The 16,500-nt window shown below is 35.6% G+C and carries 11 protein-coding genes, 1 tRNA gene and 1 pseudogene; 9 read left to right on the forward strand and 4 right to left on the reverse strand.

Going from position 1 to position 16,500, the window contains the following annotated elements; genetic code table 11:
- On the reverse strand, positions 1-764 hold a 764-nt coding region (locus ACILQF_RS03615; protein WP_395626051.1), incomplete at its 3' end, for a phage tail protein.
- A 553-nt stretch (positions 765-1,317) separates the two neighbouring features.
- On the opposite strand from ACILQF_RS03615, the gene ACILQF_RS03620 reads away from it, so the two are divergent.
- The 3 genes from ACILQF_RS03620 to ACILQF_RS03630 all read left to right on the forward strand — a co-directional run bounded on the left by ACILQF_RS03620 (position 1,318) and on the right by ACILQF_RS03630 (position 5,173).
- Positions 1,318-2,013 carry a helix-turn-helix domain-containing protein gene (locus ACILQF_RS03620; RefSeq protein ID WP_395626052.1) on the forward strand — a complete coding sequence of 232 codons (696 nt, stop codon included), beginning with the start codon at positions 1,318-1,320 and terminating at the stop codon, positions 2,011-2,013.
- 184 nt (positions 2,014-2,197) lie between these two features.
- The gene (locus ACILQF_RS03625; RefSeq protein ID WP_395626053.1) at positions 2,198-3,544 is read left to right on the forward strand and encodes an FG-GAP-like repeat-containing protein; all 1,347 of its coding nucleotides are present in this window, start codon (positions 2,198-2,200) and stop codon (positions 3,542-3,544) included.
- Positions 3,545-3,859: 315 nt separating this feature from the next.
- Complete coding sequence (locus ACILQF_RS03630) at positions 3,860-5,173, forward strand: FG-GAP repeat domain-containing protein (RefSeq protein WP_395626054.1); 1,314 nt, start codon at positions 3,860-3,862, stop codon at positions 5,171-5,173.
- A gap of 237 nt (positions 5,174-5,410) precedes the next feature.
- Here the strand turns inward: ACILQF_RS03630 and ACILQF_RS03635 are convergent.
- Positions 5,411-5,484: transfer RNA gene (locus tag ACILQF_RS03635), tRNA-Met, on the reverse strand.
- Positions 5,485-5,672: 188 nt separating this feature from the next.
- Here ACILQF_RS03635 and ACILQF_RS03640 point away from each other — a divergent pair.
- The 3 genes from ACILQF_RS03640 (at position 5,673) to ACILQF_RS03650 (ending at position 8,998) form a co-directional block, all read left to right on the forward strand.
- The gene (locus tag ACILQF_RS03640; RefSeq protein WP_395626055.1) at positions 5,673-6,053 is read left to right on the forward strand and encodes an START-like domain-containing protein; all 381 of its coding nucleotides are present in this window, start codon (positions 5,673-5,675) and stop codon (positions 6,051-6,053) included.
- Between the two features lie 26 nt (positions 6,054-6,079).
- Positions 6,080-7,504 (forward strand): LptF/LptG family permease, encoded by a 1,425-nt coding sequence (locus ACILQF_RS03645; protein WP_395626056.1) that lies wholly within the window; start codon positions 6,080-6,082, stop codon positions 7,502-7,504.
- Between the two features lie 288 nt (positions 7,505-7,792).
- Positions 7,793-8,998, forward strand: a complete 1,206-nt coding sequence (locus ACILQF_RS03650; RefSeq protein WP_395626057.1) for a bifunctional 3,4-dihydroxy-2-butanone-4-phosphate synthase/GTP cyclohydrolase II — start codon at positions 7,793-7,795, stop codon at positions 8,996-8,998.
- A gap of 5 nt (positions 8,999-9,003) precedes the next feature.
- On the opposite strand, the gene ACILQF_RS03655 is transcribed toward ACILQF_RS03650, so the two are convergent.
- Positions 9,004-13,467, reverse strand: a complete 4,464-nt coding sequence (locus ACILQF_RS03655) for a translocation/assembly module TamB domain-containing protein (RefSeq protein WP_395626058.1) — start codon at positions 13,465-13,467, stop codon at positions 9,004-9,006.
- 76 nt (positions 13,468-13,543) lie between these two features.
- Here ACILQF_RS03655 and tsaD point away from each other — a divergent pair, with 76 nt between their 5' ends.
- From tsaD to ACILQF_RS03670, 3 genes are all read left to right on the forward strand, one after another.
- Complete coding sequence (tsaD, locus tag ACILQF_RS03660) at positions 13,544-14,545, forward strand: tRNA (adenosine(37)-N6)-threonylcarbamoyltransferase complex transferase subunit TsaD (RefSeq protein ID WP_395626059.1); 1,002 nt, start codon at positions 13,544-13,546, stop codon at positions 14,543-14,545.
- Positions 14,546-14,599: 54 nt separating this feature from the next.
- Positions 14,600-14,770 (forward strand): hypothetical protein, encoded by a 171-nt coding sequence (locus ACILQF_RS03665; RefSeq protein WP_395626060.1) that lies wholly within the window; start codon positions 14,600-14,602, stop codon positions 14,768-14,770.
- 172 nt (positions 14,771-14,942) lie between these two features.
- Positions 14,943-16,247, forward strand: a complete 1,305-nt coding sequence (locus ACILQF_RS03670) for an acetylxylan esterase (RefSeq protein WP_395626061.1) — start codon at positions 14,943-14,945, stop codon at positions 16,245-16,247.
- Between the two features lie 70 nt (positions 16,248-16,317).
- On the opposite strand, the pseudogene ACILQF_RS03675 reads toward ACILQF_RS03670, so the two are convergent.
- A pseudogene (locus ACILQF_RS03675) lies at positions 16,318-16,500 on the reverse strand (DNA recombination/repair protein RecA); the annotation flags it as partial.

A 16,500-nucleotide genomic window follows, 5' to 3' on the forward strand; every position in this document is an offset into this window, starting at 1 on the left:
GTTAAGGTTTTATTAAAAATATTTGGTGTATCGTCTTCTAGTCCAGTGCTACCGCCTCCACCTCCACTATAATCATCATTAGAAAATTTTACTGTGTGAGTATGATTGCCAGTATAATTTGTATTTATTTCTACTTTGTGCAAATGCGCTTTTAAATCATCTTGCTGAATGGTTTTAACCGTGGGACCTGTTCTCAAATTTCCTGTGCCAGCACCACGTAAAAACATAGCTCTTAGGTCGGGAGTGGTAGTCGTCCCTAATAAAGCTTTTAAATCATCGCTAAATGTTCCACTGGGGATTGCATCACCATTACACATCAACCATCCGGCTGGAGCAACAGTACCTATATAAGGCATTATCGACCCTGTTGGTACTCCATTTTGTGCATAAATAGCATAAGGAACGGCTTGTAATTTCTCATCAGAAAATACAACACTTCCCTGTGAAACTTTCAGATATGCTGATTTGGTGCTAATCAGGTTATATTGCGCCTGGTCTATCGTTAAAACGTAAGAAAATACCCCGAAATTATCTGTTTTTACGGTTGCGTTTCTGGTTAATATGGTAGTTGGAGTGCTACTTGTTAAATAATAGACTGTAAAGGCCATATCTAATTGGTCGATATTGGCCAAAGCCTCATTGTTGATATCACGGGCAATGCCTTGAATAGACATGCCTGAAGATAAAACAGTGGTTTGTGCATTAACACTTAGCGTGAATAGAAGTCCTATAAGCGCTGTAAAAACAAGGCGTAATTTTTTCATGTTGTTCATTTTTTTATGGATGTAGATTTGCAAATAAACATAAGAAAAGTATCTAATTAAAATAGCCTCTGTTTTATTTGTATATTCGGTTCATATTTCGACTATTTGACACATGTTTCTAAACGTCATTTCCTTACTTGTTGGGTTTTTATGTCTCTTTGTAGTGGTGTTGATGATTTTTAATCTCAAGCCAAATCGTCAAACAAATGTTTATCTCCTAGTTATTTTATTTATAGTAGGACTGCAACGTTTTTTGAATGCGCTTGATGTTTTAGAGTTGACCGAAGTGACTTACAGTCCTTTAAAAATTAGGTTATCTATTGGTTTTTTAATTATACCGGTTTACTATTTGTTTTTCAAGCGCCTAATTCAAGGAAGGGTTAAGCTCATAAAAGAGTTATATCATTTTATTTTACCATGCATATTGGTTTCTATTGATCTGTTTATGCTGAACTATACCCTTCGCCATATTGTTTTTCTAACTTTTTCTTGTTATTATTTCGGGGCTATATTGTTCCTGTTAAGGGTTTTTTTAAAATCAAAAAACAGGACGATGTATGAGATGGGCATTTATAAAACAATAAGGACTTGGGCATTTTTAATGGCTTCAATTACTTTTATATTACTTGTATTTTCTAATTATTTTCTGCTCAGCGAGGCTCAGTCGACAGTTATGCTAAATAATTTTTATCGATATACTTCACTGCTTTGGCTATTTGCATTGATCTATATTTTTAAAAATCCAGTAATTATTTTTGGTGAACATAATTTATTGAAAAGCATTCAGCTTGATAAACCACAAGAGTTTTTAATCTGGAGTGGGAAGCCAATTTCGTTAATTGAAGATAAAGATTTGATAATTTCGGGCAATATTTCGGATCGGGTTGATCGTATCATTCTGACTATTCAAAAACTCCAAAAATCGGATGCCTTGCTTTCTACAATTACGTTTACTGCCAAAAATTTATCTAAAGAACTAGATATACCTAGAAGTCATGTAGAATTTGTGTTTAAGTATTATTGCCACTATTCGATGAACGACTTTTGTAATCTTGTAAAAATTAATTATGCCGTTTCTCTTATGAATGATGGCTATCTTGAAAAATATACCATTGCCTCTCTGGGCGATAAATGTTTATTTAATTCCCGTTTTACTTTCTCTAAAAACTTTAAAAAGTTTATGGGGGTTTCGGTAAGTGATTATGCGCTTGATAATTCAAGGAGTGGTAAATTAGTAAAAGGGGTTTAGTTTTTTTTTATTAAATCTTGTTCCCCATAAACCATCATTTTCGATTTCTTTTTTACATAAAACATAGAAGAAATTACTAGTAAATCTGTGACATAACGCAATAAGCGTAATAATTTAAGCAATGTTTAGTGCTCTTAATTTATCTTTATGCCAAACATTATGACAACAGATTTTATTTATTAAAATGATAATTCCATTTCACCAATATTGGCTTTTTGCAATATTTTTTTTACTGTTTGCTTGTAAGAAGCAAGAAAGTCAAACTGCAGATACCCCAATTCCGAAAGATCAGACCTCAGTTAAGAACACCTCGATAAAATTAAAGATTGATAATATAGCTGCGGCAGATATTGGTACATCTATAGATGGAAGTATTTCTGGCACAACACATTATTTAAAAGATGGGATTGAGCATCTTATTATTGCGCCTACTCTATTTTTTAATAATCCCTTAATTCCAGCTATTCACTTAATTAAAAAGAATAATGAATGGGTTTATGAAGCAGCCTATAAAGATGGCGCTATGGGGGCAGGCAGAGATAGTGAACTATTTGATGATAATGGCACTATTGTTTTTGCTGATCATGGTCTTGAATTAAAGCAAGGTACTTGGCCTTTCGGTCATATTATGATGGCTAAGACTAATGGAGAGCAATTGTCATGGTCAACCATATCAACAGATAGAAGTTTTTACCACTCGGTTGCCACAGGTGATTTAAATAGCGATGGGTTAAAAGATATTATTGGCTTAACTATGGGTACCAAGGGTACTTGGATGGATAATCTTCACCCTTATATTCAGAAAGCCAATGGTAGCTTTGAGGCTGATAAAAATTTAATTTCATATAATAATTGGCTCGGAGCTTATGGTGCAGGCGCGGTTATAATAGGCAATGTTTTAGGAGATTCTAGGCTAGAAATAATTAGAGCAGATTATGGAATAAATCCTGCTTATCCATCACCCAGATACAGTTTTGCCATATTTAGTTATAGTGCACAAACGGGGAAATATGAATTCGTAAAATCACCAGGAATATTTGGTTTCGCTACTCGTAATCTGGGAGTGACTTCAATGAAGTTGGCGGATTTAGATAAGGATGGCGACTTAGATCTAATACTTGCTTATGAAGGTGATCAAATTAATGGAGTGGAAATTTGGACTAACAATGGGAATGGCGACTTTGTCTATAAAAACCAAACATTAGAATATAGTTTTGCTGATTTGCAATTCAGAGAATTTGAAGTGATTGATGCGGATGGGGACGGATGGCAAGATATAATTTTGAATCCATGGGCAGGCAAGCTTTTTAAAACAGCTAATCGTGGAGTAGCCGATGTTTTGCTTCATAACTTGATTTGGAGGAATAATAATGGAACTTTTGAAAAATTAAATAAAGCGCAAACATTGTCTTTTAGTCAAGTTCCAACTTATTTCAAAGCATTTTCCGTCAATAATAAATTAAAATTTATTGGTATTCTAGGAAATACAGATGGTACATTGGTAATTACTGAGATTAATCCGATTTTATAAAGGGGAATAATTGGATAATAGTTTTTAACGTAGCAGGGAGCAGCACCGAAAGCCGACCTCATGGTTATGAATTAAATTTTAAAATCATATGCAATGGATTTTCAATTATGTATGATTTTAAAAAATGAAAATAAAAGCATTTTAACGAGTTTGGAAGGATTAGTTCCTCACAAAGAAATTTTCATGTTTTTTTAAATAATTAATTTCTTTTTTAGTGACTTATTTTAAACCGAAATTATTGATTGCAATACTTTTATAAATTAAAATTAATTAACATTCATTAAATTAAAATCAATTCTTAACCCAACCAACATAATGCGCATACTGCCTATTTACATTCTATTAATAATACTTTCATCCTGTTCCAAACAAGAGAGTAATCCAGTAACTCCAATAACTTTAGTTACACCAATAATACCTCCAGCCCCTACAAAATTTTTAGAGACTCATACCTCTATAAACCAAAAGACTAGCTGGTATATAACCAACAAACTTTTTGATGGAACCTTTTTTATTGATAAAGACCCAGCAAAAGTTAACAGCTTATATGACAACAAAGGAACTGTAGGATTTAACTACATCCCAAATGTTCTTTCTTATCATTCTAACCGACAAAGTTTCTTTATGGGTGACTTAAATGGGGATGGAAAGACTGATATTTTCAATAACTATTGGCCTGGACCCCATGGAACAAATAAACCTGGCTATTATGTAACATGGGAATATGAAAAATTAGCATTTACAAAACCCAATATTATACAGGGACTAACTGGGGCAAGAAAATTAATCTTTAATGATTATTATGGCAACGGAAAATTAGGATTGTTGATTGCTTCCAGTGGAGTCGATGCTTTACCGTTCCCAGGAGATAGCGTACAAATTGTTAGTTTCGGAACAGACTTATCCATGACTCTAAAAAACATTACAGAAGTATTGGGGTATTACCACTCTGGGTCATCAGGAGATGTTGATAATGACGGCGATATCGATTTACTAATGTATTCAGGAGGAAGCCAAACCAAAATGGGGCCAGTATATTTTGAAAATATTGGAAATGGTAATTTTAAATACAACGCAAACCTTATTACTGGCCTTGGATACGATTTAGGGAATGCAAACAATTACTATTGCATGGAATTATTTGATGTAAATAAGGATGGATATTTAGATTTAATTTTGGGAGGAGATAATAAATCACGGGCGTCAAGAGTAATTTGGGGGGCTTCAACTCATAAATTCAATACCAACAATCAAACTATTTTACCAGCACAAACATCCTTCACAAGTGTGATGGATATGGCTTATACTGACTTGGATAAAGATGGAGATATTGATATAGTGCTACTTCATGAAATCAACTATCAAGGATTCGGTATTCAAATTTTAGAGAATCAAAATAATACGTTTGTTGATGTTACATCTGCAAAAGTTGATGTTGCCTCATTGCCTAATTCTATTTGGGCGGGTTGGATGAGACTCTACGACTTAGATAAAGACGGAGACTATGATTTAGTTGCAGATGGGTTTGGTTATAGGCAAAATCAGTCTACACCAGATGGACAGCCCACTCCAAAAATTATTTGGGTAAATGATGGTAAGGGGAACTATAAGTCCTCCTTCCTCTATTAATTTTACAATCTCACACTATCATAAACGGCCATACTCTGTTTGTCTCTAATACCCCAATACCGTTTGGTCATTGCAGGGCTACTGTGAGAAAACAGTTCCATCAATAGTATTACCGATTCAAAAAAATCTCAGCGTATTTTAAGCCAAGTAGAGACGATTTTATTTCAGATTTTAGGCATAAACTCACCATAACAAAAAAACCATCTACGAATTAACGTAAATGGTCGTTTTTAATCGTAGCGGGGAGCAGGATCGAACTGCCGACCTCAGGGTTATGAATCCTGCGCTCTAACCATCTGAGCTACCCCGCCAGGGTATGGTTAAATTTTACTGTTTGCAATGATTTATCTTGGAGAAAATCAGAAAATCTAAAGAAAAAAGATTCTTTTAGAAGATTTATAATAACAAGCTTCGTAAAACTGTTGCAAATATAGAGTAATTTACTTTTCTTTAGAAAAAAGATGAAAAAAAATCACCAAGCGATATAAATATTAAAGAAATGGCTGAAAAGATAAAGTTCAATGTAGAGTATGAGATTAAATCATCTCCTAAAATATTGTTTGGTTTTTTAAACGAACCTAATGGTCTGGCTCAATGGTTTGCCGATGATGTAACATATAAAGATCAAGTATATACATTTACTTGGGATGGCGATCAACAAAAAGCAAAATTGCTTTCTATAAAAGAAAACAAATTGGTTAAATTTAAATGGCTGGATGATGAACCTCATTGCTATTTTGAAATGGAAGTTGTGCAAGATGAACTGACCAATGACGTAGCCTTAGCAATTACAGATTTTGCAACTGAAGATGCAATTACGGACCGTAAACTCATTTGGGATAATCAAATTCAATATTTGATTAGTGTTTTAGGGGCATAGAGAAAAATTTTCTCTATTTTTACAAAGTGAAGAAAGTACACTTATTAGTGTTTAAGGCCTTTATAAGGCCTTTTATTGTTACCTTTTTCATTGTCATGTTCGTTTTATTGATGCTATTTTTATTTAAATACATTGATGATCTGATTGGAAAAGGCTTTGAGTGGTATGTGATATTGGAATTGCTGATGTATGCATCGGCAACCAACGTAGCTATGGCATTACCTCTTGCCATATTACTCTCTTCTATCATGACTTTCGGCAGTCTAGGTGAAAACTATGAGCTAGTAGCTATTAAGTCGGCTGGAATATCCCTACAAAGGGCCATGACGCCTCTGATTGTCGGGGTGAGTGTGCTCAGTTTGGCAGCTTTTCTATTCTCCGACTATATGCTTCCGGTGGCTAACCTTAAAATGGGTTCTCTTCTATATGATGTTCGTAACCAAAAGGCTGCTTTCCTGATTAAGGAGGGTATTTTTAATAATAGTATTCCTGGTTATGCCATCCGTGTGAAGAAAAAAGATCCTGATCAAACCTTACACGATGTTCTCATTTATGAACGAAATACATCTAGCGGAAATATCAATGTTTTAGTCGCCAAGGAAGGACAGATGTTTATAACGGATGATAATCAACTGCTAGTATTAAAGCTGAAAGATGGCAAACGTTATGAAGAGACTGCTGGGGCTAGCGGGCCCTATAATCCTAGGCAGAGGCTCATGAGGACCGAATTTAAGGAGACAGAACAGCGATTCGACCTTTCGGGTTTTCAGTTAAAACGTACGGATGAAGACCTGTTTAAATCGAATTATGCCATGCTTAATCTCAAGCAGCTTAATTTTTACAGAGATTCTTTTTCTCTGAAAGGGGATAGCAACTTGAGATCAACTTATCGTGATTTAAGTATGATTGCTCGCGTATATCGTACGGATTCCCTAAATACTAAAGCTCCAACGATATTCTTAAAGAAATATAAGAATGTTCTGGATTTAATTCCCTTAGATAAAAAGTTGCAGTCAGTCCAAACCGCCAAAGAACAAGTAAGGTCTATTAAAGAAGTGTTAAGTCGCAAGGAATTGTTTATTGCCGATAATGAAGCTCGAATGAGAGGGTTTTTAGTCGAGCTAAACAGGAAATTCACTTTAGCTATATCTTGTCTTGTGCTTTTCTTTATTGGAGCTCCATTGGGTGCAATTATTCGTAAAGGGGGACTAGGTTTGCCTGTTGTGATGTCAGTTTTGTTTTTCCTAATTTATCATATTATCTCAACTATAGGCGAGAAAGCAGCTAAAGAGGGGAGCCTAACCCCCTTTCTAGGGATGTGGATAGCAATCTTTACTTTAAGTCCGCTGGGAGTCTTTCTTACCTACAAAGCAACCGTTGACTCTGCACTTTTTGATTTCGATTTCTATAAACGCTGGTTTAAACAGCTTTTTGTAAAGCATCGCGAATAATACGGGAGCGCCTTCCCCTCTGGTCGGTGTTGTCACCGTACCAGCAACCTCTGTGTGTTGTCAACATACTAGCATCAATTATAGACAAGGAGTAGAACAGTGACAAGACCGACTATAAGATCCTGCTTTCTCCTTGAAAACTCATTTATTGCAAACAACTGACCTATTTGCATGGAAATGAAATCTTTGATGTAAAAAAATACGTAAATTTGCGCCCTAAATACAGTGTTCGTTTTTCGGAATCAAAGATTATATTTCCCTAAAACGGGTGCCACACAAGCCAAAATTATGTTTAACACGATTGAAGAAGCAATTAACGATATTAAAGAAGGTAAAGTTATTATTGTTGTTGATGATGAAGATAGAGAGAATGAGGGTGATTTCTTAACAGCAGCTTCCAATGCTACACCAGAAGTAATAAATTTTATGGCTACCCATGGTCGTGGTTTGATTTGCGCTCCTTTAACGGATGATCGTTGTAAAGAACTCCGACTCGATTTAATGGTTGGGAATAATACTGCAGCTTATGAGACTAATTTTACAGTCTCCGTCGACTTAATTGGACATGGTTGTACCACCGGAATTTCCGCCTCTGATCGCTCAAAAACAATACTCGCTTTAATTAATCCGAATACTAGTCCCGAAGAACTCGGGCGCCCTGGCCATATTTTCCCATTAATTGCTAAGCAAGGTGGTGTACTGCGTAGAGCAGGCCATACTGAAGCAGCGGTTGATTTGGCTGCTTTAGCAGGTCTTGAGCCTGCCGGTGTATTGGTCGAAATTTTGAAACAAGATGGTGAAATGGCACGTCTACCCGACCTTTTGATTATCGCCAAGCAGTTTGATCTTAAGATTATTTGTATTAAAGACCTGATTTCTTACCGTTTAAAAACAGAATCTCTTATTAAAAAGGAGGTTTCTGTCAAATTGCCTACTCAATGGGGTGATTTTGAAATGGTTGCTTATTCACAAATCACTACTGGTGAACAGCATTTGGCTTTAATTAAAGGTAGCTGGGAGGAGGATGAGCCTGTTTTAGTTAGGGTACATAGCTCATGTATTACTGGTGATATTTTCGGTTCTTGCCGCTGCGATTGCGGTCCTCAGCTTCATAAAGCTATGGAAATGATCGAAAAAGAAGGCAAGGGAGTAATAATTTACATGAATCAAGAAGGTCGCGGTATCGGTTTGATTAACAAATTGCATGCTTATAATCTTCAAGAAAATGGTTTAGATACAGTGGATGCCAATTTACAATTAGGCTTCCCAATGGATCAGCGCGATTATGGCATTGGTGCCCAGATTCTTAGAAACTTGGGTGTCAAAAAAATGAGATTGATGTCAAATAATCCAACCAAACGCTCCGGACTAATTGGGTATGGTTTGGAGGTGGTATCTAACATCCCAATTGAAATAAAGTCGAATATTCATAACGAAATTTACTTGAAAACAAAACGGGATAAGATGGGACATACAATTATGAAAAATAGCTAATTAGCTTATTTTTTTCTGGTTTTTGGATCTTCAGGTTTTATGGCATTTATGTCTAGAACCTGCTTTTGCTTGCCTTGGCTGCGTGCTTCTTTTCGCTTTTCTCCAACTAAAATACCTAATAGTTCCTTAAAGCTGTCGAAGTCTTTGCGGTAAACAAGACCTATCGCACTAACATATTCATTGTTAGAAGAAAGATTACTTAAGAAACTTCTGTTATTGAGTTTATTTGATGCACGAAGCACCAAGTCGCCATTCTTTTTAATAAGATAGATGGCTTCCACATCACGGGCAATAAGCGAGTTGCCTCCAATCACCGAAAAATCAGAAAATGTACTGCTGCTGTTTAGTCGGTTTGTTACACCACCAGTTAATATTAAGCGGTCTTTTAAGAAACGAAATGAAGCACTGCCCTCATTAAAAGATCTAATATTTAGATCCACAAAATTTAGATTTAATGATTGGGAAAGTATCGTGTTAAGCTGATTGAAGAATAGTTCTGATCCTGCACTAATAAAAGTGGATGTAGCGATACCGCCAATGCCATTACTTTGGTCGGCACTACCCGCAAAAGAACGCCTAACAATTAAGCTTAAAGCTTGTTGATTGGTATTGTTTACATCACTTAGGTAAGACTGTAGCTCGTCTTTAATGTAGGTATTGGCTGGGAAATTTATGTCGAAAGAAATATTGGGTGTCATTAAAGGCCCACTTAAATTCATAACAGCCTCAGCAGCCACTTTTTGATTGTCATCACTAGCACGCCCGGCAGCCAAATACAATGGCGCTATGGCTGTTCTAACCTCATATAGCGCTTTTAAATTAATTGTTGCTTCAACAGGATTACCCGTCCAACGAATAGAACCTCCCTCGCTAATCTTAAACAGTTTATTGATGAAATCTTGTGCCGTGAACTGAAATTTACCACTGCTGATGAGGTAATCGCCATACATTTCGAAATCGCCTAAAGAGGTAATTTTTAAATTTAATTCCGAATCACCCCTCCCAGACAATCTGCCCAAACTAGTGAAAATATTAACCTCCGAATTCTGGTCTACTTGTAGATTGAAATCCATGGTCAGGCCTTTGAATGAGGTTTCCTTCGGTTTGTTTAAGCGGGTGTCTGAGGATATAAAAGTGATAAAGTCATTTTTACTAACCGTTGCGGATGAGTTAAGTGGAATATTGAAAACGGTTCCAGCTTCAGTCTTGGCATTAATATTTATCCGCATGTCATTGGTGGGGCCATTAAATCTAAAAAGCCCAGTTCCATAAGCAACGCCATAATATAGCGGATTATCTTTGGAGGTGGTATTTAAAGCCATAAACTTGTTTGCCCTAATATCGATATTGATATCCGGATTGTTTGGATTAGCCATATCAACTGTTCCATTGGCAATGGCTTCATTGTTTTTAATGTCCTTTAATTTAAGGTTTTTCAGTTTGATGACACTATTCTCAACTTCAACCTGATCATTAATTCTATAGGGCGTCTTTAGGTAATTAATGGTCATCCCGGCATTAATCAATGAAAGACTTCCATTTATTTGGGGCTTATTTATTTTTCCGGTAACGCTTAGGTCTGCGGATACCTGACCCTGCATATTTGAAATTAAATGCTTTAATAAGGGCTGAAAAATAACTACCTCATTGTTATTCATTACCACTTTCATATCCAAGCTATTCTGATCAGGATTAGCATTATAGGTTCCATCAATCTCTAGATTTTTTCTGCCTTTATCCACAATATCTACCTTGATATTGATTAGATTGGTAGCATTATCAACCCCTGCAGTCATGTTTAGATCTCCAATCGACAAGTTATTGTAATTGAGGCTGTCAATTTTAATTCCTGCCTCCAGTTTAGGAGTTGATTTTAGCGAGGCGAGGCTAGCTTTCCCATTCAAAATACCTCCCAAAGTTATGCCTAAGGGTTTAGTCAATGGGTTAATAGACGCAAGCTTAAACTTGTTAAATCCTATAAGTAGTTCATCATCAGGATTTTCGGAAATAATTCCGTCAATGGTTAACATTTGATTGTCTTTAAACAATTCAAATCCCGTAATTTTTGTCCGACGGAATAAGCTGAAAGCGTCATCTTTCCCTCTGCCTTCATCAAAACTGAAGCTCACCTTTTCTTGGATTTTCCAAATCTCACTGTTAATCAGTATGTCGGAGGGTAAAATACTGAGCTTTATTCTTTCTGCTCCTTCCGCCCTAAACTCTACTAATGAGTTTAAATCCAGCTGGTTAGTAGCATTTTTGTCGGATAATTTTATGTTTAGATTTAGGCTATCGTTTCTCAGGATATTGGCAATATTTACATTTTTGATGAATAAACTGTCGGTAATATCAATCCGCTCGGAACTAATGAACAAGTTCAATGCATCTTCTGTAGTAGCTTCATCAATAATTAAATCATTGATTTTTATTTTTTTGAATTGTATTAGCTTGATGTATCCGTTTAAAGTAGCTATATTTTTTTCGGAGACAAACTTTCCCGTGAAACTTGCCTGCTCTGGTATTTTCAAATCTGGAATTAAAAGCATGCTTATCGGGTCAAAATACTTGATATTCAGGCTGAATTCGAAATCTTGTTGGCCGGGTTTGATAAATTTTAATCCCGATGCAGGAATGTATCTGCTGATTACCGATTTAAAATAGGAAGGAAAAGTTTTTAAATCGTACTGTCCCTTGATACTCGCGTCTAGTATGTCTGAACTAATACTTAATGAGCGCTGTAATCCAGTTCCTTGAGCACTTAAATTTATTGAATCGACTATAAATGAGTTTTTCGGATTACTTAATTGAATTCTATTAGCTGAAACAAAACCCTCAATATTATCTAAATTAGTTCCCGAAAAATTGGTGCTTAACTCAGCATCAAATTGAATAGTATCCTTCGTAAAATTTAGTTTTTGTAGGTTTGCACTACCAATTAAGGCATTGAAATTATAAACTGGATTTTCTGGATTCAAATCAATGTTACCCTTAAAATCTAGATTAATATTGCTGTCTTTTACTTCTATGATGCCTGCAAAAACCTTTTTGTTAAAGTTCCCATCAAGCTTAATATTGCTGTAACGATAGTTATTATACTCGAAGTATTGAATTTCACTTTTTATTTTCTCCTTTAAAGTGCTGATTTTAAATCCCTTACCGCTAATTATGGCGCTAAGACTTGTTCTTCCTATTTTTGGAGAGCTAATTAATTCGCCGATGTTGAAGTCTATTGCTTTTAATGATCCGTCATAACTTGGTATATTGTCTTGCCCAAATTTCATGTTAATGTCGGTTGCTAAGCGACCAGCCTTAGTTTTAAATTCTCCAAAAGATATAAAGTTATTTATAAATCCAGAGAAGCGACCTTTGAAGTTTATGGTTCCTAGTTTGTTGGCAAATTCTGGAATTAGCGACTTTTTATTACCTGTGGCACGAGCAATGATAAAGTCTATATCTTGTTTATTGGTAGATATTTGCTCAAAATTCAGATCCATTAAGGTTTGTTTAATTAGGGGCAAACCTTTTAACGAAAAATCTCCTTTCACATAAGTTGCTTGTCCGCTTTGAATAATTAAATCTTTTGCCTTCAAATTATTTACATATCCCGAAACTCTACCGTTGAACTGTAATATAACGTTGGATTTGGCTAAGTTGGGTGAAAAAAAGGCGATGTCCGAGCTATTTATTTTGGAACTCTTAAAATTTGACTGCATAAACACCTTGCTTATGAACTTATTAAAGTCCTTGAAGCTCGAATATTTCATCAAGAAGTAATCACCTATTTTGCTGTTTTCGGTTTCAAGTAAAAGATCCTTGAACTCCATCTGATTGGTGTCTATTATGGCAATACTTGTTAGATTTTTTAAATAAAATCCAGATTTTTCTTTAAAAGTCAGATTCTCCACACTCATTTTGGCGAGGTGATTTTTTGTATCTATTCCGGTGATGGTACTGCTAAAATCCCTCAAATGAATATCATTGAAGTTTATTCCTTGAACAGGGTTAGAATTAATGTAATTCTTGTACTTAAATGAGATATTGCTTAACACCACTTTGTCTAAAGTCAAATCCAGAGTTTTGCTTTTTTGCTTTTTTGCTTTTTTTGCTGTCTTGAAGTAGTTTATGATGAAAGTTAGGTTCGTACTTTTGTCTTTAAATTGCTTCAAATAAAACTTACCATCATTCATTTGTACAGATTTAACCGAGAATTTAGTGAGGTTAAATGGGATAAAATTAAGCTGGACTTTAAACTTAGGGGAAAAGAGTAGGGTGTCTTTATTCAAATCTTCAACATACAAGGTATCTAATTCTAATGTTTTGAGGGATTTAATGTGCAATCCACCCACATAAATCCTTGTATTTAAATCTTTTGAAAACTTTTCTGCAACTTTTTTAGCGAGATAAGTTTGTACTGGCCTAAATTGTAGAGAAATAAATAGGCCAATGAGCAACAATAAAAATGTTGTCATCACCCAAAATGCTATTTTTAGTCCTTTTTTGATAAATTTGTATTTAAATAATCTATAACAATCTTAATCTAACGTTTTGGCAATTATCCTGGGCATTGAGTCTTCTTGTGACGATACTTCGGCTTCCATTTGTGTTAATGGAAAAATATACTCAAATATTATCGCTAGTCAGGTTATCCATCAAAAATATGGTGGCGTAATTCCTGAATTGGCATCAAGGGTTCATCAACAAAATATTATTCCTGCCGTTCATCAAGCAATTGCTGATGCAAAAATACATAAAAATGACATTGATGCGGTCGCTTTTACACGCGGACCTGGATTATTAGGGTCCTTAATTGTTGGAACCTCCTTTGCAAAGGCATTTGCACTCGCAAATGGTTTACCACTTATTGAGGTAAATCACATGCAGGCACATATATTGGCGCATTTTATTGATGAAAATAAGCCTTCATTCCCATTTATTTGTTTAACCGTTTCGGGTGGACACACGCAAATTGTTTTGGTGAAGGATTATTTTGATATGGAAATTGTTGGTCAAACAACAGATGATGCTGCGGGTGAAGCTTTTGATAAAACGGCTAAAATGCTTGGTTTGCCTTATCCCGGCGGACCATTAATCGATAAATATGCCAAGGAGGGTAATAAGTTGGCATTCAAATTTCCTGAGCCACAAATCCATGGTCTTGATTTCAGCTTTAGTGGATTGAAAACTTCCATCATGTATTTTGTAAGGGATAGGTTAAAAGATGATCCAGATTTCTTGCAAAATAATCTTGCTGATGTTTGTGCCTCTGTTCAGGAGCGCATCATTTCTATTCTTCTGAATAAATTGAAAAAGGCAGCAGTACAATTTGATATTAGAAATATTGCGATTGCAGGTGGGGTTTCGGCAAATTCGGGACTTAGAGCGGCATTAAATCAAACGGCTGAAGAATTAAATTGGAACGTTTTTATTCCTAAGTTTGAATATTGTACTGATAATGCAGCAATGATTGCTATTGCAGGACACTATAAATTTCTAAATCAGGAATTTGTTGGACAAGATGTTGCTCCAATGGCCCGAATGAAGTTTTAATTTTTTTTATGCTTCCTTACAAACAATGTAATAGGAGCTTTACAAATATATATTATGAGCGCAGTTAGTCTTATTTTCTTTTTAGTATTCTTAATTCCTTTAACAGGATTGTTGATTTGGGTGATGCGTCAGGATAAACGTAAAGGCAAAATAGGACTCTATGTGCTCGCTTTTATTGTAATTGTAGGGGTTTGGTTTATGTATTTCATGACCAAGGGCAAATAGTTCTCCCTTCACATTCTAATTCGTTTTGGTTTGAAAAGCAATAGTTCTCAATATTTATTTGCTTTAAATCACTTTATTGTCGAATTTGACATTTAATAATCCTTAACCTATAGAAATAGGAAAGTTCATTATGTCCTGTTCTTTCAATTTTCTTGCAAAAATCTTTTATCAAATGAAAAAAATCAATTCTTTATTGTTTGTTTTATTACTCTTTGTTTGCTCGATGCGAGCCTATGCTCAACCTGTTGAACAGAATGTAAAAGTTATTGTAGCTCCAGATCATGTGGATTGGCAATATAAATTAGGTGAGAAAGTTAAATTTAAGGTTTCAGTTCTTCAATACGGTAATCCGCTAAAAAATGTGAGTGTGAGGTATGATATGGGTCCTGAAAGAATGGAAACTGAAATGAAAGGAGCTTTACAACTTAATGATGGCCAATCTATCATCAATGGAGGCACTATGAAGAGCCCGGGTTTTTATCGTTGTACCGTAACCGCTGAAGTTAATGGCAAAAGCTACAGGGGTTTAGCTACTGTTGGGTTTAACCCAGATCAAATTAAACCTGCTTTAGAGTCTGTTCCTGCAGATTTTATCCAGTTTTGGGATGATGCAAAAGCTGATTTGGCTAAAATTCCTATGGATTCACGAATGACTTTATTGCCGGAACGCTCAACAGAAAAAGTGAATGTGTATCATGTTAATTTTCAGAACTTCCGTGTAGGTAGTAGGATCTATGGAATATTGTGTATTCCTAAGGCAGAAGGGAAATATCCCGCATTATTAAGAGTGCCTGGGGCAGGAGTAAGACCCTATAATGGGGATGTAGCTACTGCCGAAAGAGGTGTAATTACTTTGGAAATAGGTATTCATGGCGTCCCTGTGAATATGGATCCGAGTGTTTACACTAATTTAGCTTCTGGTGCGCTATCTGGTTATCAGTCTTTTAACCTCGACGATCGTGATCGTTATTATTATAAAAGGGTTTATATGGCCTGCATTAGAGCCAATGATTTTTTAACCTCTTTAGCTCAGTATGATGGTTCAACTTTGGGAGTAACTGGCGGTAGTCAGGGTGGTGCATTGTCTATTGTAACTGCTGCTCTTGACCCGCGTGTTAAGTTTTTAGCAGCATATTACCCCGCTTTGAGTGATTTAACAGGATTTATGATTGGCCGAGCAGGCGGATGGCCACATTTATTTAATAAGGGAAATGCCATGCAGATTAGTATTGCCGATAAGCTTAAAACTAGTGCATATTATGATGTGGTTAATTTTGCAAAAATGTTGAAAGTGCCGGGTAAATATAGCTGGGGCTTTAACGATGAAACTTGTCCCCCAACATCCATGTATGCCGCCTACAATGTTATTTCTGCGCCTAAAACTTTGTTCTTAGCGCAAGAAACTGGTCATTGGGTTTACCCCGAGCAGCGTGAAAATATGGAAAGCTGGCTTAAAATGCAGCTTCGAGTAAATTAATTTTTAGTGCATTAAAAAGCCCGCATGATTGATGCGGGCTTGATATTTCATGATTTTTCTTTCTTGAATGTTATTGTTTTTCTTCAAGCTTATCAGCAGTAACAGTGTCCTTGATTTTAGCTTCAAGTTCATCCATTAAGTCTGGATTGTCGAGCAATAATTGCTTAACCGCATCACGCCCTTGACCCAATTTTGTATCGCCATAGCTAAACCATGATCCTGCTTTTTTAATTATTTCAAAGTCAACACCTAA

Origin of the sequence: Daejeonella sp. (assembly GCF_044232565.1) — a bacterium.
Classification (GTDB): domain Bacteria; phylum Bacteroidota; class Bacteroidia; order Sphingobacteriales; family Sphingobacteriaceae; genus Daejeonella.